12 protein-coding genes are annotated in these 17,901 nt (G+C 72.6%); 5 read left to right on the forward strand and 7 right to left on the reverse strand.

Annotation, left to right across the window (positions count from 1 at the left end; all coding sequences use genetic code 11):
- Nucleotides 1–877: 877 nt before the first annotated feature.
- A complete protein-coding gene (locus WMF44_RS02485) occupies nucleotides 878–4,837 on the reverse strand; it encodes a serine/threonine-protein kinase (protein ID WP_437297510.1) in 3,960 nt (1,319 codons plus the stop codon).
- 668 nt (nucleotides 4,838–5,505) lie between these two features.
- On the opposite strand from WMF44_RS02485, the gene WMF44_RS02490 reads away from it, so the two are divergent.
- Entirely contained in the window at nucleotides 5,506–6,030 is a 525-nt protein-coding gene (locus tag WMF44_RS02490) for a hypothetical protein (protein WP_437297511.1), read from the forward strand.
- A gap of 327 nt (nucleotides 6,031–6,357) precedes the next feature.
- Nucleotides 6,358–7,521: a hypothetical protein gene (locus WMF44_RS02495; protein ID WP_437297512.1), complete on the forward strand. Its 1,164-nt coding sequence runs from the start codon at nucleotides 6,358–6,360 to the stop codon at nucleotides 7,519–7,521.
- 85 nt (nucleotides 7,522–7,606) lie between these two features.
- On the opposite strand, the gene WMF44_RS02500 is transcribed toward WMF44_RS02495, so the two are convergent.
- Genes WMF44_RS02500 through WMF44_RS02510 form a run of 3 tightly spaced genes read right to left on the reverse strand, consistent with a single transcriptional unit; the run spans nucleotide 7,607 to nucleotide 10,821 of the window.
- A complete protein-coding gene (locus WMF44_RS02500) occupies nucleotides 7,607–9,121 on the reverse strand; it encodes an AMP-binding protein (protein ID WP_437297513.1) in 1,515 nt (504 codons plus the stop codon).
- Between the two features lie 10 nt (nucleotides 9,122–9,131).
- Nucleotides 9,132–9,401, reverse strand: a complete 270-nt coding sequence (locus WMF44_RS02505) for an acyl carrier protein (RefSeq protein WP_012233072.1) — start codon at nucleotides 9,399–9,401, stop codon at nucleotides 9,132–9,134.
- Nucleotides 9,402–9,435: 34 nt separating this feature from the next.
- Nucleotides 9,436–10,821: a cystathionine beta-synthase gene (locus WMF44_RS02510; RefSeq protein WP_437297514.1), complete on the reverse strand. Its 1,386-nt coding sequence runs from the start codon at nucleotides 10,819–10,821 to the stop codon at nucleotides 9,436–9,438.
- Between the two features lie 385 nt (nucleotides 10,822–11,206).
- Here WMF44_RS02510 and WMF44_RS02515 point away from each other — a divergent pair, with 385 nt between their 5' ends.
- Nucleotides 11,207–12,574 carry a sigma 54-interacting transcriptional regulator gene (locus WMF44_RS02515; protein WP_437297515.1) on the forward strand — a complete coding sequence of 456 codons (1,368 nt, stop codon included), beginning with the start codon at nucleotides 11,207–11,209 and terminating at the stop codon, nucleotides 12,572–12,574.
- Between the two features lie 130 nt (nucleotides 12,575–12,704).
- Here the strand turns inward: WMF44_RS02515 and WMF44_RS02520 are convergent, their stop codons facing one another.
- Nucleotides 12,705–13,004 (reverse strand): CsbD family protein, encoded by a 300-nt coding sequence (locus WMF44_RS02520; protein ID WP_437297516.1) that lies wholly within the window; start codon nucleotides 13,002–13,004, stop codon nucleotides 12,705–12,707.
- Between the two features lie 433 nt (nucleotides 13,005–13,437).
- Between WMF44_RS02520 and WMF44_RS02525 the strand changes: the two genes are divergently transcribed.
- Entirely contained in the window at nucleotides 13,438–13,695 is a 258-nt protein-coding gene (locus WMF44_RS02525) for a GlsB/YeaQ/YmgE family stress response membrane protein (protein WP_437297517.1), read from the forward strand.
- Nucleotides 13,696–14,093: 398 nt separating this feature from the next.
- A complete protein-coding gene (locus tag WMF44_RS02530; RefSeq protein WP_437297518.1) occupies nucleotides 14,094–15,308 on the forward strand; it encodes a pyridoxal-phosphate-dependent aminotransferase family protein in 1,215 nt (404 codons plus the stop codon).
- Here the strand turns inward: WMF44_RS02530 and WMF44_RS02535 are convergent.
- Nucleotides 15,305–17,134: a chloride channel protein gene (locus WMF44_RS02535; RefSeq protein ID WP_437301521.1), complete on the reverse strand. Its 1,830-nt coding sequence runs from the start codon at nucleotides 17,132–17,134 to the stop codon at nucleotides 15,305–15,307. The genes WMF44_RS02530 and WMF44_RS02535 overlap by 4 nt on opposite strands.
- Before the next feature lie 61 nt (nucleotides 17,135–17,195).
- A complete protein-coding gene (locus WMF44_RS02540; protein WP_437297519.1) occupies nucleotides 17,196–17,762 on the reverse strand; it encodes a MarR family winged helix-turn-helix transcriptional regulator in 567 nt (188 codons plus the stop codon).
- Between the last annotated feature and the right edge of the window lie 139 nt (nucleotides 17,763–17,901).

The raw sequence follows: 17,901 nt of genomic DNA on the forward strand, positions 1-17,901 counted from the left end.
ACGTGGCTCACCCTGTTTGCTTGGGGCGCCTGCGCCGGTGATGGATGGTGGCTCTCTACCGTGTAGAACTTTCCGATCCTCCGAGAGATGCGCGGTGACGCCTGTTCGCCTTCCTTTATGAGGCCTTATCGTCCCTCAGTCGACGCGGAAATTCGTCGTCCAGGGCACGGGCGCCGGAGATAATGCATGGATTCCCTGTGTGTTTTGCCGGTGTGTTGGGAACATGCCGTCAATGATCGTCGGTGTATACCCTGGGTCGGTACATTGTCCAACGGATAACGTCAGTGATGGCCTGACGCCTCGGGCCTCTCTCGCTCCGTCTCGGCGGTAGGTCACGTGTTCTAGGCACATGGATTATTCCGGAGTTCCTGGCGGATGGCCTCTGTGCCCCACGTGAGGGCGGGTGAGCGCCGGGGGGCGAACCTCTCTCTCTCCGCTGCTCGGTCTGCCTCGGTGAGCGGCGCGGCGGGAACGCTCCGACTCGCGATCGGACGCGATGCTAGACGCGCTCGTGAGAGGGGCGATTCAGCGGTTGTCATCGCGCCGTGCGTGCTGCGGTGAACGGCCCCGAACTGTGGTTGTGACCACGATCCAAAGCGGTCATCCGCGCCCGGCGCGCCCGGGTCGCGTCCGCTCCAGACAGAGGAGATCGAGCCGCGCCCCCGCGCGTTCATCGTGTTCACTCCTGCGATCGAGAACCTCAGGTTCGAAAGACGTCAGGAACGTCCTTAAGGTCGACTCCATGAATCGAGCAAGGTCGGGCCCTGGCCCGTGTCCTGCCAAATGCTAAAGCCGAGGGGCAGAGCGCCCGTGACGGCTTCCCCCCCGCCGTCGAATGGGCGCTCTTTTTTGTGCTCTTCGTCCGGGACGCGAGGTCCTAGCGCTCGCGCAGCCGGGCCACCCGGTCGCGCCAGTGCTGGAGATCGAGCGCGGAGAAGACCGCGGCGGCGCGCGCGATCTGGCGCTCGCGCTCCGGATCGCGGCGCGGGAGGTGCCGCGCGAGCTCGAAGCGGGCGCGCGCCTCCTCGACGGGCAGGCCGCGCTGCAGGGCGTCGTCGATCGCCGCGGCCCAGAGCCGCCTCGCGCGGGCGTGGCCGCCGGCGAGCCACGCGGCGAGACCGCGCAGGCGGAGCGAGGTCGAGCGGCCGAGGGGGAAGATGCGCGCGTACCGGCCGAGCGCGCGGCATGCCTCCGCAGCGAGGTGGGAGAGCTCGCGCCGCTCCGCCGAGCCAGGGGCGTCCTCGAGCAGCGCGAGCAGCACCTCGCACGTCGCCGCATACCCGTACAGGCAGTGGTAGCCCGCCGGCTGTCCCTCGCGGAGCATGGGGAGCGTCCGCTCGGCGGCCGCGCGCGCCTCGCCCCGCGCGCCGCGGAGCAGGTGCCCCAGCGCGACCTGGCCGTGCGTGATCTGCTGCGTGCGATCGCCGAGCCGCTGCACCTCGGCCGAAAGCGCGTCGAAGATGGCGATCGCGCCCTCGCCGTCGCCGAGCAGCAGCCGGCACTGCGCGCGGCCGCTCTCCGCCCAGATGTGGCCCTGCGCGTTGTCGCTCTCGCGCGACGCGATCACCAGCGCGCCGTACAGGTCGAGCGCCTCCCTCCAGCGGCCCTCGGAGTACGCCGCGCCGGCGAGCAGCGTGATGCACTCCTCCTTGCGGCGGCGGTCGTGCAGCGCCTCGGCCAGCCGCTCGGCCTGGGTGAGCAGCGCCCGCGCGTCGCGGCACCGGCCCTCGCCGAGCGCCGTCAGCCCGCGCAGGCACGAGACGAACGCGACGCCTTGCGGGTCGTCGAGCGCCGCGGCGACCGCCGTCGCGCGCGCGGCGTACGCGTCGACGACGGCCTTCCACGGGACGTACCCGAACGCGACGCTCAGGGTCGCGTACCCGCGCGCGAGCGCGAGCGACGGGCCGAGCCGCGCCGCGGCGTTGGTCGCCGCCAGCGCGGCCAGGAAGGCGAGCGTCGGCTCGTTGCGGAACAGGTAGGTCTCCGACAGCTTCTCCGCCGCGAGCGACGCCTCGGCGAGGCGCTCGCGCTCGGCCGCGTCGCGCGCGACCGGGGCCGGCAGGCCGGCGACGTGCGCGAGCTGCAGGCCGAGCTGCTTCAGCGAGGCCATCGCCGGGCGCAGCCGCGCCCCGAGGCCCGCGCGGCCGCCCGCCGCGCGCTCCCCCGCGCGGAGCCACGCGGCCTCGTCCCGGGAGAGCAGCTCCAGCGCCGCCGCGCAGTGCCGCTCCGCGCCGAGCAGATCGCCGAGGTTGTAGTGGGCCTGGCCGAGCCGCCGCTCCCAGCGCGCGCGCCGGATCGGCGGCGCGCGCTCCTCCGGCGGGTGCGCGCCGTCGAGGTCGAGCGCCCTCTTGTAAAAATCCACCGCGTCGCCGGAGGCGCCCGTCGCGAGGGCCTGGGCGCCCGCCTTGTCGAGGTACTCCAGCGTCTCCTGGACGGCGCCCGCGATTCCATAGTGGTGGGCGAGGAGCGGGTACGACAGCGCGAGGCCCGGCGCGTCGCGGTGGAGCCCCTCGATCGCGCGTGCGGCGGCGGCGTGCAGGGCCCGCCGCTCCGGCTCGGGGATGCCCGCGTAGACGATCTCCCGCAGCTTGTCGTGCACGAAGCCGAGCCGCCCCGGCTCCGTCTCCTCGAGCACGTGACGGCGGGCGAGCTCCGCGAGCGCGTCCATGGCGTCGACCTCGGCGAGGCCCGCGGCGCCGAGCAGCAGGCGCTCCTCGAGCTCGCGGCCCAGCACCGAGGCGAGCCGCGCGAGCGCGAGCGCCTCGTGGCTCAGCCCCGACAGCCGGCGCGCCACGAGCTCGCGCAGCGAGCCCGGCAGCGGCAGCGGCGCGGGCGGCTGGCTCCCGCGCGCGGCGCGGGCGAGCCGCTCCGCGGCGGCGCCCTCGGCGCCCGCGCGGATCCGCCACGCGTAGGCCTCGTCCCGGTAGATCACCCGCTCCTGGATCGCGGCCCGGAGGTACTCGGCGATGAAGAACGGGTTCCCCTCCGACTGCTCGAAGAGGTACTGCACGAACGCCTCCGGCGGCTCGTCCAGGGCGAGCATGTCGCGCACCATCCGCCCGACCGAGCCGCGGTCGAGCCGCCCGAGCTCGAGCCGCGAGGCCCAGGGGGCGCCGAGGAGCGAGGAGAGCGCGGGCGACGTCTCCTCGGTCCGGTACGCGCACAGGAGGACGACGGGATGGGCCGCGAAGTAGTCGGCGTCGAGGTGCTCGAGGACGGCGCGCGAGTTCTCGTCGGCCCACTGGAGGTCGTCGAGCACGAGCAGGACGGGCCGCGTCGCGGCGAAGGCGGCGAGCGTGTCGGCGAGCGCGGTCCGCAGCCGGTAGCGGGCCGCGTCCGGCGGCAGCTCGGGCGGCTCGGGGTAGCGGTCGTGGCCGTGGAGCTGGGCGAGCGACGGCTCGTGCGGCGCGAGGACCCTGCCGCGCGGGCCGAGCAGCGCGTCGTAGCCCGCGGGGCCGAGCTCGTTGCACCGGTCGGCCACCGCGAGCAGCAGCGGGCGGAACGGGTGCAGCGGCGCGGCCTTGACCGCGCCCTCGCGCTCGACCTCGGCGGACACGGCCGCGCACGCGCCCGTGACCACGGCCATGCGGTTGAGCGCCGCCTGGTGCGCCGCCTCGACGGCGAGGCGCGTCTTGCCCACGCCGCTCTCGCCGCCGACGACGACGAGGCTGCCCTGGCGCCGCTCGTGGGCGCGCTCGAGCGCCGCGGTGATCTGCTGCAGCGCCTCCCCGCGCCCGGCGAGGCGCGGCCGGTACAGGTACGGCTGCGCATTCGGCACGCGCACGCGCACGCGCGCCGCGCCGCTCCAGTCGCCCGGCGGCGTGTCGGCCGCGCCGAGCTCGGCGAGGGCGGTCGCGACCTCGTCGGCGTAGCCGAGCCGGTCCTCGGGGCGCTTCTTCAGGAGCCGCGCGATGAGGGCGTCGAGCGCGGGAGGCACGTCGGCGACGAGCTCGGAGGCCGGGAGCGGCTCGGCGTAGAGGTGCATGGACAGCACGACGGAGCTCGAGTCGCCGAGGAACGGGACGGCCCCGGTCACGGCCTCGTAGATCATGCAGCCGAGCGCGTAGAGGTCCGCGCGCGCGTCGACGAGGTCGCCGCGGATCTGCTCGGGGGACATGTAGTCGGGGCTGCCCATCAGCCTGCCGCCCGCCTGGAGCACGTCGCGCCCGGTGTGCCCCTCGAACTGGAAAGCGAGGCCGAAGTCGAAGAGCACCGGCGTGCCGTCCGGGCGGATGAACACGTTGTCCGGCTTGAGATCGCGGTGGACGAGGCCCCGGCCGTGGACGTACGCGAGCGGCCGGCAGATCGCGCGGAGGAGCGTCAGCGCCTGGCGGAGCGCGCCGCCCGCCGCGCGGTGGAACGGGCGCGGCGCGAACGGCTGGTACGAGCGCGGGATGATCGAGGCGGGCGCGATCTCCGCCGTCGCGGTGCTGGCCTGCGCGTTCATGGCCGTGGAGACGCTCACGGTCGGCTCGCTGCTCACGCTCCCGCGGGCGCGCCAGCGCTCCTGGTTGTGATCGCGCAGCGTGCGCCCCTCGATGAGCTCCATCGCGTACCACGGGAGCCCGCCCTGGACCCCCTCGTCGAGCACCCGCACGACGCCCGGGTGCTCGACGCCCCGGAGCGCGTGGATCTCGCGGCGGATGCTGGAGACGAGGCTCTCGTCGCCCACGCAGACGGTCTTCAGCGCCGCGAGCGCGCCCGTGACGCTGTGCTGAGCGCGGTAGACGACCCCCATCCCACCGCGGCCGAGCGGCGCGAGCACCCGCCACGGCCCGATGGACACCGGGACATCCGGAGGGTGCCTGGCCTGCCCCGAGCTCGGCGTCGTGATCATCGAGGGACCGGCGCACCCTTGGCCCGGGCCTGGATTCGCCCCAGGTGGTAGGTCAAAAGCGGCTTCCCGACATCCACGCTGGAGCTGAGTACATCCACCCGACGGCGCGCGATGATGTCACGGCGCGGCCGACCGTACAACAGGTCTGTGTGGAGGCCAGCTCCTCGCACGAACGCCGCGCGGCGGGGCTGCCGCACCGACAGGCGACTACACATGAGGCGGCGGAGCGTGGCTATCGAGGCTCGCGCCGGGGCGGAGGCGCGGCGCGTCTCGCGCCGCCGTCGCGCCGCGCGTGCACGGAGGGAGCGCCGGCGCGCGGCCGCCCTCCGGACGTCAGCGCCGCGCGAGACACGGTGAACCCGGGACTCCGCGGAGGCGCGCTCTGCCGCCGCGGTCGTCGCCGCATGTCGAGGCGCGATGTCGAGGCGAGCCCCGCGGCGCGGCGCTCGGGCGGGGATGTCTCGGTCTGTCGCGGCGAGCGGACCGCCGGGGATCGCCTGCTTTCCCCGCTTGGTGGATTCGACATCTCCGATGTCGTTGTCCCGTTTCATCGAGCTTCTATCGTGCCGTGCGATCCCATCGTGCACAGCTGAGCTCGCGGTACACGGTTTGCTCCCGGTGCGCTCACGGCCCGCGCTGGCGGCCGCACTTAGAAAGGGAACCAACGAATGAAGCATTCGACTCATCTCGGGGCCTTGTTGACCGTCCTGTTCCTCGCTGCGTGCGGCGGCGAAGGTGCAGATTCCGCCCCGACGGACAGCGCCGTGAGCTCCAAGCAGCTCAGGGATCTGACGGCCGATGACGTCCAGTCCGCCTGCGATTCGCTCGCGGCGAGGGTGAAGCTCTCCAAGGAAGATGCCTGTGAGTACCTCGGCCTCGTCGCGTCTCCCGCCGTCGGGCAGCCGTGCGGCACGGTGAAGGACGAGTGCCTCTCCACGGCCGACGAGGCGGCCGCGGATCTGGACGACCACGCGGCGGATTGCATGCCTCCGACCGAGCACCGCGCCGGCTGCTCCGCCACGGTGGCCGAGTACGAGGTCTGCTTGCTCGCCCAGACGCAGCGGGTCCGGGCGCTCACGTGCGACTCGGAGCTGAGCTCGCTCGAGACGGCTCCTCCGGAGTGTGATGCGGTGGCGCGCAAGTGCCCGCAGATCCTGGACGTGGGCGGAGATCAGGGCGCCGAGAGCCCCTGAACACGGCGCCGGGGCGCGGGCGGCCACCGATCATCGGCGATCGATCATCGATCATCGCGCTCAACGTGGACGCACGGCTCGCTGCCTGAACGAATCGCCGGTAGGCACGACACGGCCGCTTGGCGGCCGTGAGTGCCATTGTCCTACCTCTGTTTCCCTGGATCTTTTGATTCCTACCGATATTCGTGCTCGTCCGCGCCTTTCAGGGCATCTCGGCGTATGATGGGCTCCGCAGCCGGCGCGCCCGGGGAGGTTCAACCCTCGGCGTCTCGGCTCAAGCGAAGTCGCGGCTCGCGCCGAGGGTTCGCTGGCACAGAGGAGGATTTCATGAAGATCACCAAGGTTTCCGGAGTGCTCGCCCTGCTGCTGATCGCCGCCGCGGCTGCTTGCGGCAAGGGCGAGCAGCCGGCCGAGGCGAACGCGACGGTCGAGGTGACCGCCACCGCCGAGTCGGCGATCGGCGAAGGCGCCTACGTCGAGGAGCACGAGAGCGGCAAGGCCGCCTTCAACGTCGCTGCCGACGGGAACGTCAAGGCCGCGGTCACGGGTCCGGACGGCAAGCCGATCCGAGAGGACGTCAGCGGCACGCTGGTGTGGAAGGACGCTTCCGGGGAGAAGACCGTGCCGCTCACGCTCGACGCGAAGACCGGCCTCCTGGTCGCCGCCGGCCCCAAGCTCGAGGCGGATCTCACCGAGATCGGCTACACGCTCAGCGTCGCCGGCAAGCCGTGGAACGGGACGCTGCACGTGCCCGCCGGCGGCACCGCCGAGCTCTTCGCCAACGCCAAGGCGTCGGCCGAGCTCGGGCTGCCCGAGGGCAAGCTCGGCCCCCACGGCGGGCGCATCGAGATCGTGGGCGACGACCGCCTCGAGCTCCTGGTCGACGAGGTGACCGGCGAGGTCCGCGTCTATGTGCTCGACGCCGATCTGAAGCCCATCGACATCGGCGAGCGCAAGATCACGCTCGGCGTGGTGGCCGAGGCGCCGCAGGTGGTCGTCCTCGCTCCGGCGGTCGCGACCGCGGACGTGGACGCGACCGCGGCGGCGGGGGTGGCGGCGGGGGCGTACCTGACCGGCAAGCTCGCGCTCGCCGCCGATCCGCTGAAGCTGACCATCGCGGTGCGGAACGCGGGTCGCTCGGCGGTGGCCCTGTGCGGCTACCGGGCCGGGGCGGCGTTCGCCGTTCACGCGCGCGCCCCGCGCGTGAAGGTGCGCGTGAAGACCGATTGGGACGCGCACGTGCACGCGCTCGCGAAAGCCGACCTGAAGGCGAAGGCCGACATCGACCCGAAGGTCCACGTCCACGCGGGGGCGGGCGCCGCTGCGAGGGCCAACGCGAAGGCCAACGTGAACGTCAAGGCGCCGAGCGTCCGCGTGACGCCGCCGAGCGTGAACGTGCAGATCAAGGCGCCGAAGATCTCGATCCCCAAGCCGACCTTCAAGGCGTCGGCGTCGGCCCGCGCGAGCGCGGGCGCCAAGATCGGGCATTGATGCATTGATGCGGCGCGCGGCGGTGACGGGCGCGCCTGTCACCGCCGCAATCCACGAAGCCGCGGCGCCGGCTCGCGACGCGCGCTCACCCGGGGAGCGCGCGATAATCGATCTTCCCCGTCGAGGTCCGCGGTAGCTCGTCCATCGCGACGATCGTGTCCGGGACCATGTACGGGGGCAGCCGCTCCGCCAGGTACAGCCTGAGCGAGCGATCGTCCGCGTCCCCTGCGAGGGCGACGAAGCCGCGCAGCGCCTTGCCGAGGCGCGCGTCCTCCACGGCGATCACCGCGGCCTGGCGCACGGCGGGGTGCGACGCCAGCGCGGCCTCGACCTCGCCCGGCTCGACCCGATACCCCCGGATCTTCACCATCCGGTCGATGCGGCCCCGAAAGTAGAAGAGCCCGTCGGCCTTCCGCTCCACCCGGTCGCGGGTCCGGTACGGGCCGCCGTCCACGGTCGTCGGCCCCGAGACCACGAGCTCGCCCGTCCCGGGGCCCTCGATGACCTGGCCGCCCTCGCCGCCCGCGTCCAGCGCGCGCAGCGCGCAGTCGGCGTAGGGGCACGCGACGCCGATCGGGACCTCGCTCGCCCCGTCGAGCGCCGCGCGGTCGACCCGGTGGAACGTGCAGACGTTCGTCTCGGTCGGGCCGTAGAGGTTGTAGAGCGCCGCGCCGGGCGCCCGCGCCGCCAGGGCCGCGAGCTCGCGCGGCGGGAAGACCTCGCCGGCGAAGAGGATGGCGCGCACGGGCGAGAGCGCGAAAACCGGCGCGCCCGCGTCCGCCGCGGGGAGCGCCGCGACGAGCTTCATGAACATCGACGGCACGCCGTAGATGACCGTCGGCGCGAGCGCGCTCACCGCGTCGCGGAGCGCGCGGCCCGAGGCGAGGTCGCGCCGCGCCATCGTCGCGAGCGTCGCGCCCGCGCGGAACGTCGCGAGGTGGTCGAACCAGGCGAGATCGAAGACGAGCTCGGCCACGCGGAGGACCCGATCCGCCGGCGTGAGCCCGACGAGCTCGATGCAGAAGGCCGTGAACGCGTCGAGCCCCGCCCACGTGATGGGGACCGGCTTCGGCTCGCCCGTGCTGCCCGAGGTGTGCAGGATGCACGCGACGTCGTGCGCGCGGTCGTCGCAAGCGCCGCCGTCGCCGCTCGCCCCGTCGTCGCCGCCCGCGTCGGCGCGCGCCGCCCCGCGCAGCGTGCGCCCCTCGGCGTCGAGCTCGACGCGCGGCAGGCCGCCGAGCTCGGCGTCGATGCCGTCCGCGAGGCCCGCGGCTGCGGCGTCGAGCACGAGCGCCCGGCACCCCCGGGCCCGCGCGATCCGCCCGAGCCGCGCCGGCGGCGCGGCCGCGTCGAGCGGGACCGCCACGGCGCCGGCCGTGAGCACCCCGGCGAGCGCCACCGGCTCGTCGTGCGCCCGGCCCAGCGAGAGCAGCGCCACCCGGTCGCCCGGGCGCACGCCCGCCCCGGCGAGCGCCGCGCCCACGGCGGCCGCGCGCGCCGCGAGCTCGGCGTAGGTCACCGCGGCGCCGCGCGACGCGAGCGCGACGGCGTCGCCGCGCGCGGCCAGGTCCCGGGCGCGCAGGCGGAACGTGCCGGCCACCGGCTCCCCGCTAGCCCTGCGCGGCCGCGATGCGGCCGGCGACGAAGCGCGCCATGCTGTCCACGGTCGACACCGCGTCGAGGTCCACCTCCTCGTCCGGGATCTTCACGCCGAAGCGCTGCTCGATGAACACGAGCACCCGCGTCAGCGACATCGAGTCGAAGCCGGACCCGCCCGCAAAGAGATCCTCGTCCAGGGCGAGCGGCGCCTTGCGCAGCAGGATCTCCTTCGCGATATGGTCGTGCAGCGCGCGCCGCACCGTGTCGAGATCGTAGGTCACCGCAATCGTCCCTTTCCAGCCGGAGCCCGGGCGCTCAGCCGATGGCCGGCGTCGCCTTGCGGGCAAGATAGTCGATGAGGTCGATCTTGGACACGACGCCGAGCACCGTCTCCTTGTCGACGACGAGCGCGATCTTCGCGTCGCTCAGGACGCCCTTCAGGAGCTCGACCTTCGTCGCGGGCGTCACGGTCGCATAGTCGCTCTCGACGAGCCCGCCGATGCTCGAGTCGAGCGTGCCGCTCCCCGTCACGAGGTGCCGGAGCAGGTCGATCTCGTGGACCATCCCGCTCAGCTTGCCGTCCTGGGTCACCGGGAGCTGGCTTATCCCGTGCGATTTCATCATGTCGATGACCTCGCGGACCCGGGCGTTCGCGTCGGCGGTGACCACCGCCCCGCTGGGCTTGACGGCGAGCAGGTCGCGCACCGTCCCGAGGCCCTTGTCCTCCTCGAGGAAGCCGTTCTCTCGCATCCAGTCGTCATTGAAGATCTTCGAGATGTACTTGGACGCGCCGTCGGGCAAGAGGACGAGGATGTTCTCCTTCTTCCCGCTCTGCCGCGCATACTTGATCGCGCCGGCCACCGCCGCGCCCCCGGAGCCGCCCACGAAGAGGCCCTCGAGCCGCACGAGGTCCCGCGTCATGAGGAAGCACTCCTTGTCGTCGACCCGGATGATCTCGTCGATGATCTTGAGGTTCATCGTGCTCGGGAAGAAATCCTCTCCGATCCCCTCGACCTTGTAGGCAAACGGCTTCGTGATCCGCTGGGTCTTCACGTAATCGTAATAGAGCGAGCCGACCGGGTCGACGCCGACCATCTTGATCTCCGGCTTCCTCTCCTTGAGGAACTTGCCAATGCCGCTCAGGGTGCCCCCTGTCCCCATGCCGGCGACGAAGACGTCGAGCTCGTCGCCGCACTGCGCCCAGATCTCGGGGCCGGTGGACCGGACGTGGGCCTCGGGGTTCGACGGGTTGTGGTACTGGTTCGCGTAGAAGCAGTTCGGCGTCTCGTCGGCGATGCGCTTGGCCACCTGGTAGTAGCTGCGCGGGTCGTCGGGCTCGACGGCGGTGGGACAGACCACGACGCGGGCGCCATAGGCGCGCAGCGTCGCGATCTTCTCCTGCGACATCTTGTCCGGCATGACGAAGACGCACTTGTATCCCCGGATGGCCGCGACCATGGCGAGCGCGGCGCCCGTGTTGCCGCTGGTCGCCTCGACGATCGTCCCGCCGGGCTTGAGCCCGTTCGCCTCGGCGTCGCGGATCATGTTCAGCGCGACCCGATCCTTGTGGCTGCCGCCCGGGTTCAGGTACTCGCACTTCACATAGATGTCGCTCTCGAGCCCCTCCGCGACCCGGTTCAGCTTGACGATCGGCGTGTCGCCGACGGCCTTCGTGATATCGCTGCGCGCGCCTCGCATCATGGGGAGACCTCTTAGCCGCCGCGCGCCGCAGCGACAAGGGGAGCACGCGAGAGGCAGGCTCGCCGAGGCGCTGGCGAGAGCGCGCCAGCCGTGACGGCCGTGGCTGCCGGGCCCGGCCGCCGGTCATCCTTCCTATTCTTCCGGGAGGAACGACAAAGGAAATTGTGTTTACGATGGGGGCCAACTCGCCCCTATCCGGCACGTCATCGTTACGGGTTCAAAGGCCCTGACGGTGGCGAGCCAGAGATCTCCGGCGCGAGCCGCCGGGGCGCGGCGCTGACGCGCTGACGCGCTGACGTCGACGCCACGCGGCGCCGCTGCGCGCGCAGGGGCGAGCGGACCGGCGGGCGATCTCGCGCCGCGCTCCCTGTGGTAGACTGGCGAAATGGCGTCCGAGCCGAAGATCCACCCGAGCGCCGAGACGGCGCTCCTCAAGGTCCGCTCCAAGGAGATCGCGTTCAGCCGCTTCCGCGTGCAGGTGACCGCCGGCCCGGACGCCGGGGCGTCCCAGACGTCGGACGCGACGGAGTTCGTGATCGGCACGGCGCCCGGCAACCAGCTCATCCTCACCGACCGGGCGGTGTCGCGGCACCATTGCGTGATCTCGGTCACCCCGCGGGGGTTCTTTCTCCGCGATCTCGGCAGCAAGAACGGCACGACCCTCTCCGGCTTCCGCGTCGAGGCGGCCTATCTCCTGCCGGGCGCCTTGCTCGGGGTCGGGCAGTCCACGCTCCGCTTCGAGCCGCTGGCCGAGGAGATCCGCGAGCCGCTCGGCGACGAGGAGCGGTACGGCCGGGTGCTCGGGCAGAGCGCCGCGATGCGCCGCATCTTCGGGGCGCTGCCGCGGATCGCCGCGTCGGACTCGACGGTGCTGATCGAGGGCGAGACGGGCACGGGCAAGGGCCTGCTCGCCGAGGCGATCCACGAGAGCAGCCCGCGCGCGGGGGGGCCGTTCGTCGTGATCGACTGCGGATCCATCCCGCCGACGCTCATCGAGGCCGAGCTCTTCGGGCACGCGAAGGGGGCGTTCACGGGCGCGCAGGCGGCGCGCGCGGGCGCCTTCGAGGCGGCGCGGGGCGGCACCGTGCTGCTCGACGAGATGGGCGAGCTCCCGCTCGACATGCAGCCGAAGCTCCTGCGCGTGCTCGAGGAGCGGCAGATCCGGCGCATCGGCACGATCGAGCCGACCAAGCTCGATATCCGGGTCATCGCGACGACCAACCGCGATCTCCGCCAGGAGGTGAACCGCGGAAACTTCCGGTCGGATCTCTACTACCGGCTCAACATCGTCCGCCTCCGCGTCCCCGCGCTGCGCGAGCGCCCCGACGACATCGCGCTGCTCACCGCCCATTTCTACCGGCAGCTCGCGCAGGGGCAGGACCAGGGCCCCCCGGGCGAGCTGCTCGAGGCCTTCATGCGGCAGGACTGGCCGGGCAACGTCCGCGAGCTCCGCGGCGCGGTGGAGCGCGCGGTGCTGATGATCGATCCCGCGCTGTTCCGCGAGGCCGTGATGGGCTCCGAGGGGGCGGACAGCGGCGCTCCGGCGCTCCCGGCGCCCCGGGACGACGAGCTCAGCCTGTCGTTCCGCGAGGCGAAGGAGCGCGCCGTGGCGCGCTGGGAGCGCACGTTCCTCACGGCGCTCGTGCGCGCGAACGGCGGCAACCTCTCGCGCGCGGCCCGCGCTGCGCGGATGGACCGCAGCCACCTGCGCGAGCTCCTCCAGCGGCACGGCGTCTCGGCGACGGAGGCGTGACGACCGGGCCCGCGGGCCAGCGCCGGAGACGGCCGCGCGCGCGGCTGGTGCGTGGTGAGCGGCCAGGGCGGCGCCGGAGGCGGCCCGCCTGACCTCCGGCGGGCGGCGCCAGGGCGCGCCCTCTCGCTGGTCACTGATTGGCCTTCTGCCGGTCCTCTCCCTTGAGCTCGTTGGCCTTCCCTTCGGCGGCCATCTGCTCGTCGTCGACCAGCTTGCCGACTCGGTTCTTGATCGCGCCGGCGGCCTCCTCGACCGCGCCCTTCGCGCGCTCCTCCGCCTTGGCGTCCTCCTTCTGTACCTTTCCCCGGAGCTCCTTGGCGCGGCCCTCCGCTTCCATCTGCTCGTCGCCGAGCAGCTGGCCGATGCCCTTCTTGATCTTGCCGCCCAGCTCTTCGGCGGCCCCTTCATTGCGATCGCTTGTGTTGCTCATTGCATCCTCCTCGTGGCGTGGCCGCCGCAGCGCCTCTCTGCGGCGCGCCGCCGCGGTTGACCTCGCATTGGCAACCTCCGGATCTAGCAACCGGTGCGCCATGCCATCGGAAAAGGGGTTTTCGAGGACGCGGAAGGGCGATTGGGGCAGGCTACCTCGCCCGCGCTCTGTCTCTCGGCTCGCCTGAGGCAATACGCCACGCGGCGGCCAAGCAAGCAATCCCACGGTCCGACCGGACGGCTTCCGCTCTCCCGGGGGCGCACCGCGCTGCGGTCGGATTTCGCGGTGAATGCGGCGATGCGAGCGCTCTGTCCGCGGCGTTCAGCTCGGCTGGGCGTCTGTGGAGAGCCGGGACTCCAGGGCATGGCGCGGCGTTTGCTGAACAGCCTGCATAGCAACGAGGAGCGCTTCGCTCCTTTCTGGGAGGTTCACCATGTCGTTCATTCTCTTTCTCCTGTTTGGCCTCGTCGTCGGTGCTCTGGCGCGCCTCATCGTCCCTGGACGTGAGCCGGGCGGGTGGGTCGTCTCGATGATCATCGGCGTTGTCGGCGCCTTCATCGGCGGGCTGCTCGGCCGCATGTTGTTCATGTACCGTGAGGGTGAGCCGGCCGGCTTCTTCATGTCGCTCATCGGCGCCATCCTGCTGACCGCCGGCTATCAGGCGATCGCGCGGCGCCGTACGGCGGTATGAGCGAGCGGAGCGATCCTCTCTCGAGGCGCCACGCCCGATACAGGCCCACGGCGCTGCATGAAGGAGCTCTCGATCCGCCGCCCCGATCTGTAACGTCCGGGAGCACCTCGGGCCGAGAGCAGGAGGCGCCGCGGTCCGTGAGCGCGATCTCGGCTCAGGCGGCGCGGCGCGCTCCCCTCCCGCTCGGCAGGCCGGATGGGCCCTGCTCGTCGCACGGCCCATCCCCCAGGTCGTACGACGAGCAGGGCCTTCGGCGGCCTGTCGCGGCCTGCGGCGCGGACGCCTGCGCCGGCGCCGCGTTTCCGCCGGCGTCGCGCCCGCTCGCCGGGTAACGCTTGACGCCGCAGGAAGCTTTGGGCTTGCTAGCGGGCTCCGCGCTTTTGCCCAAGGTCCTGGCCATGTCGTTCTCGATCCTGCCCCCGCCGATCACGCCCCTCGCCGCGATCCTGCCGTCCGAGCCGCTGCTGCTCATGGGCGCCGGTCCGGTGCCCATCCCGCAGGCGGTGGCCCAGGCGAACGGGGTCATCATCAATCACCTCGGCCCCACCATGGACCGCGTCATCCAGAACGTGAAGTACATGGCGGCCTATGCGTTCCAGACGCGCAGCGACAAGATCCTCGGCCTCGCCGGGCCCGCGTCCGCGGCGATGGAGATGGCCGTGGCGAACCTGTGCTGGCCCGGGCGCAAGGTCCTTTGCCTGAAGGTGGGGACGTTCAGCGGGCGCCTCGGCGAGATGGCGCTCGGCGTGGGCGCCGATGTCACCTACCTCGAGGGGCCGCCCGGGCGGCCCGTGTCGCTCGCGGACGTGCGGGAGGCGATGAAGAAGCAGCGCTACGACGTGGTCACGATGGCGCACGGCGAGACGTCCTGCGGCGTCCGCATGGTCGAGATGCCGGAGATCTGCAAGCTCGCGAAGACGCAGGGGGCCCTCACGATCGTCGACGCGGTGGTCACGCTCACGGCCATGCCGGTGCACATGGACGAGTGGGGCATCGACGTCGGCATCGTCGGCGGGCAGAAGGCGCTGTCGTCGATCCCGGGCGTCTCGGCCTGCGCGTTCTCGCAGGACGCGTGGAAGGTCGTCGAGGAGCGCCCCCTGCCGCGCCCGCACTGGTGCTACGACGCGACGCGCGCGCAGCGGTTCTGGGGCTACCAGCAGTACCACTACACGGCGCCGGTGCCCGGCGTGCTCGCGCTGCACGAGGCGCTGCGCCTCGTCTGCGAGGAGACGCTCGAGCGGCGGTTCCGTCGCCACGAGATGAGCTCTCTGGCCATGCAGGCGGGCCTCGAGGCCATGGGGCTCGAGCTGTTCGCGTCGAAGGACGTGCGCCTCAACAGCGTGCTCGCCATCAAGCTGCCGTCCGGCGTCGATAGCGCGCGGATCCGCGAGTACATGACCAAGGCCTTCCGCGTCGAGATCTCGGGCGCCTTCGGCCTCAACATCGTGCGTGTGGGCCAGATGGGCGAGCAGTGCCGCTCGCACAACCTCTTCAAGACGCTCTACGCGATGGGGATGAGCTTCCAGCGAGAGGGCGTGAAGCTCGACGTCGCCAAGGGAATGGCCGCGCTGGAGCAGGGGCTGGCGGGCGATCGCGATTACTTCGTGGACTAGCTCTGCCCCACGGTGGCCCGGTCCGGGATGGCCGGACCTCCGCGCCGCCTCGCGGCGGCAAGGGCTTGCTCGCGGCGCTTGCCGGCGTCGATCCGGCTCCGGTGCGCGTCGAGCAGGTCGCTGCGCGTCAGGATCCCGAGGACCTTGCGGGGGGCCTGCCTGGACACGACAGGGAGCCTCCCCACCCCCTCGGTGACCATGTGATCGGCGGCCTCGCGCAGGGAGCTGTCCTCGAACACAACGGCGGGCGGCCGCCGGACCAGGTGGCGGATGGAGATGGTACCGGCCTGCTCGCTGAGCACGTCGCGCTGGGTGACCACGCCGATGAGCTCCCCACGGGCGTCCACGACCGGGAAGCCCTGGTGGCGAGAGCCCGCCGCCTGCGACAGCAGGAAGGCGCGGGCCGCCTCGACCGTATCGTCGGCGGCGAGCGTCACGGCGGGGCGCGAGGCGGCCTCGCCCGCGGTGATCTGCGCCAGGTGATCGGCCGCGTACTCGCCCGGCACACGCGCGCCGCGGCGGGCGATCTTCTCCGTCATGATGGAGTGCCGCATCAGCAGGCTGGAGATGAGGAAGGCCGCGCTGCAGCCGCCGAGCAGCGGCAGCAGCCCCATCGGCTGCCGGGTCGTCTCGAACGCGAAGACGACGGACGCGAGGAGCGCCCGGGACGCGCCCGCGAAGATCGCCGCCATCCCGACGAGCCCGGCGACGCGCGCGTCCACGCCGAGCTCGGGGAGGAGCGCGCTCGCGGCCAGGCCGAGGATCGCGCCGAGCGCGCCGCCGACGGTGAAGAGCGGCGCGAGCGTCCCGCCCGAGGTGCCGCTGCCGAGCGCGATCGACCAGGAGATGAACTTCATCAGCGCGAGCGACACGAGCGCGGCGAGCGCCAGGCGGCCGCTCAGGATGTCGTCGATGTTGCTGTACCCGACCCCGAGCGTCCGCGGCGCGAAGTAGCCCACGACGCCGATCGCGACGGCGCCGATGGCCGGCCACCACATCCAGTGGAGGGGCAGGCGCTCGAACGCCTCCTCGATCGCGTAGATCGCGCGGGTCGCGCCCATCGCCGCGAGGCCGAGGACCGCGCCGAGCACGATGTAGAAGGCGAGCGCGGCGCCTGAAGAGGGCGCCACGGCGGGCATCTCGAACGCGGGCGCTGTGTGGCCTGCAGCCAGGCGCGCCGCGGTCGCCGTCGTCGCGGCGAGGGCGACGGGGATCACGGAGCGCGGGCGGTACTCGAAGAGGAGGAGCTCGATCGCGAGCAGCACGGCCGCCACGGGGCTGCCGAAGGTCGCCGACATGCCCGCCGCCGCGCCCGCGGCGAGCAGCGTCTTGCGCTCGTCCGCGGTGATCCGGAGCAGCTGCCCGACGAGCGAGCCGAGCGCGCCGCCGGTCGCGATGATGGGGCCCTCCGCGCCGAACGGCCCGCCGGTGCCGATGGCGATCGCGGCGGAGAGCGGCTTGAGCAGCGTCATCCGCGGCGGGATGCGGCTCTCGTTGAACAGCACCTGCTCCATGGCCTCCGGGATGCCGTGGCCGCGGATCGCCTGGGAACCGTAGCGCGCCATCACGCCGACGATGAGCGCGCCGACGATCGGCACGACGAGGACGAGGAGGCCCAGCTGGTGATCGGCGGGCGACGCGGGGGCGGCGGACAGCCGGCCGAAGAACGCGAGGTTCGTGATGACGGAGATGAGCGTGGTGAGCAGCTCCGCCGCGAGGAAGGCCACGCCGCCGAGCGCGATCGCGAGGCCGCTGACGAGGACGACCCGCCGGTCGACGGCGGCGCTGGGCGCGGGGACGCGGAGGTCCTCGAGGGTCGGGCCCATCGAGGGGGCGACCGGGATGCTCTCGGTGACTGGTGGAAGTGGGGCGTTCGATCTGGACAAGTCAGCTCTCCTCGCGGTCTGTCGCTTCGGGTTCGGCGCTGGCGGGGGTCTCCTCGCCTTCAAAGAACAGCGGGGGGGCCTCGTCGCCGGCGCCGAGCGCCCGGGCGAGGGTGGCGAGGCTCTGCGCGAGCGCGCCGCGCTCGTCGGCGGGCAGGCGATCGACGGCGATGACGAGCTCGGCCTGCACGGTGCGGGGCGCGCGGCGGAGCAGCGCGCGGCCGGCCGTGGTGAGCGAGATCTCGGTCCGGCGCGCGTCCTCGGGCGAGGCGCGCCGGGTGACGAGCCCTCGCTCGGCCAGGCGCGTCACCACGACCGACACCGAGCTCTGGTGCGTCAGCGTGCGCTGCGCGAGCTCGGCGATCGAGGACGCGGCGGCCTGATCGAGCTGCTGCAGCACGAACAGCTGCGCGCTGCTCAGGCCGAGCTGCCGCTCGCACGCGCGCGACGAGACGCGCAGGCGCTGCACGATCGCGCGGATCGCATCCATGACCCGCTGCGCGTCGGGCCCGCCGGGGGCCTGCCGCGCGGGGCTCTTCCGGCGCGCCGTCGAGGAACCATGGGCTCCCATATAATTGCGCGGAACCTACGCCGCTCGCCGGTCAACCGCAAGCAGTCTGCGGACCCCTCGAGGGGCGTGGGCGGATCGAGGCGGGCCGTCCTCGACGGGGTTGCTCGCGGGCGGCGGTGGATGGCGGCGGGGCGCCGGT

The organism is Sorangium sp. So ce426, from assembly GCF_051475585.1.
GTDB classification, from domain to species: domain Bacteria; phylum Myxococcota_A; class Polyangia; order Polyangiales; family Polyangiaceae; genus Sorangium; species Sorangium cellulosum_B.

What these genes read in the sequence shown, in the direction of transcription:
- WMF44_RS02525 (WP_437297517.1), top strand. Translation starts at nt 13,438, where the DNA reads ATGTCGTTCATTCTCTTTCTCCTGTTTGGCCTCGTCGTCGGTGCTCTG.
- WMF44_RS02520 (WP_437297516.1), bottom strand. Translation starts at nt 13,004, where the DNA reads ATGAGCAACACAAGCGATCGCAATGAAGGGGCCGCCGAAGAGCTGGGC.
- WMF44_RS02510 (WP_437297514.1), bottom strand. Translation starts at nt 10,821, where the DNA reads ATGATGCGAGGCGCGCGCAGCGATATCACGAAGGCCGTCGGCGACACG.
- WMF44_RS02485 (WP_437297510.1), bottom strand. Translation starts at nt 4,837, where the DNA reads ATGATCACGACGCCGAGCTCGGGGCAGGCCAGGCACCCTCCGGATGTC.
- WMF44_RS02495 (WP_437297512.1), top strand. Translation starts at nt 6,358, where the DNA reads ATGAAGATCACCAAGGTTTCCGGAGTGCTCGCCCTGCTGCTGATCGCC.
- WMF44_RS02540 (WP_437297519.1), bottom strand. Translation starts at nt 17,762, where the DNA reads ATGGGAGCCCATGGTTCCTCGACGGCGCGCCGGAAGAGCCCCGCGCGG.
- WMF44_RS02515 (WP_437297515.1), top strand. Translation starts at nt 11,207, where the DNA reads ATGGCGTCCGAGCCGAAGATCCACCCGAGCGCCGAGACGGCGCTCCTC.
- WMF44_RS02490 (WP_437297511.1), top strand. Translation starts at nt 5,506, where the DNA reads ATGAAGCATTCGACTCATCTCGGGGCCTTGTTGACCGTCCTGTTCCTC.
- WMF44_RS02530 (WP_437297518.1), top strand. Translation starts at nt 14,094, where the DNA reads ATGTCGTTCTCGATCCTGCCCCCGCCGATCACGCCCCTCGCCGCGATC.
- WMF44_RS02535 (WP_437301521.1), bottom strand. Translation starts at nt 17,134, where the DNA reads ATGGGCCCGACCCTCGAGGACCTCCGCGTCCCCGCGCCCAGCGCCGCC.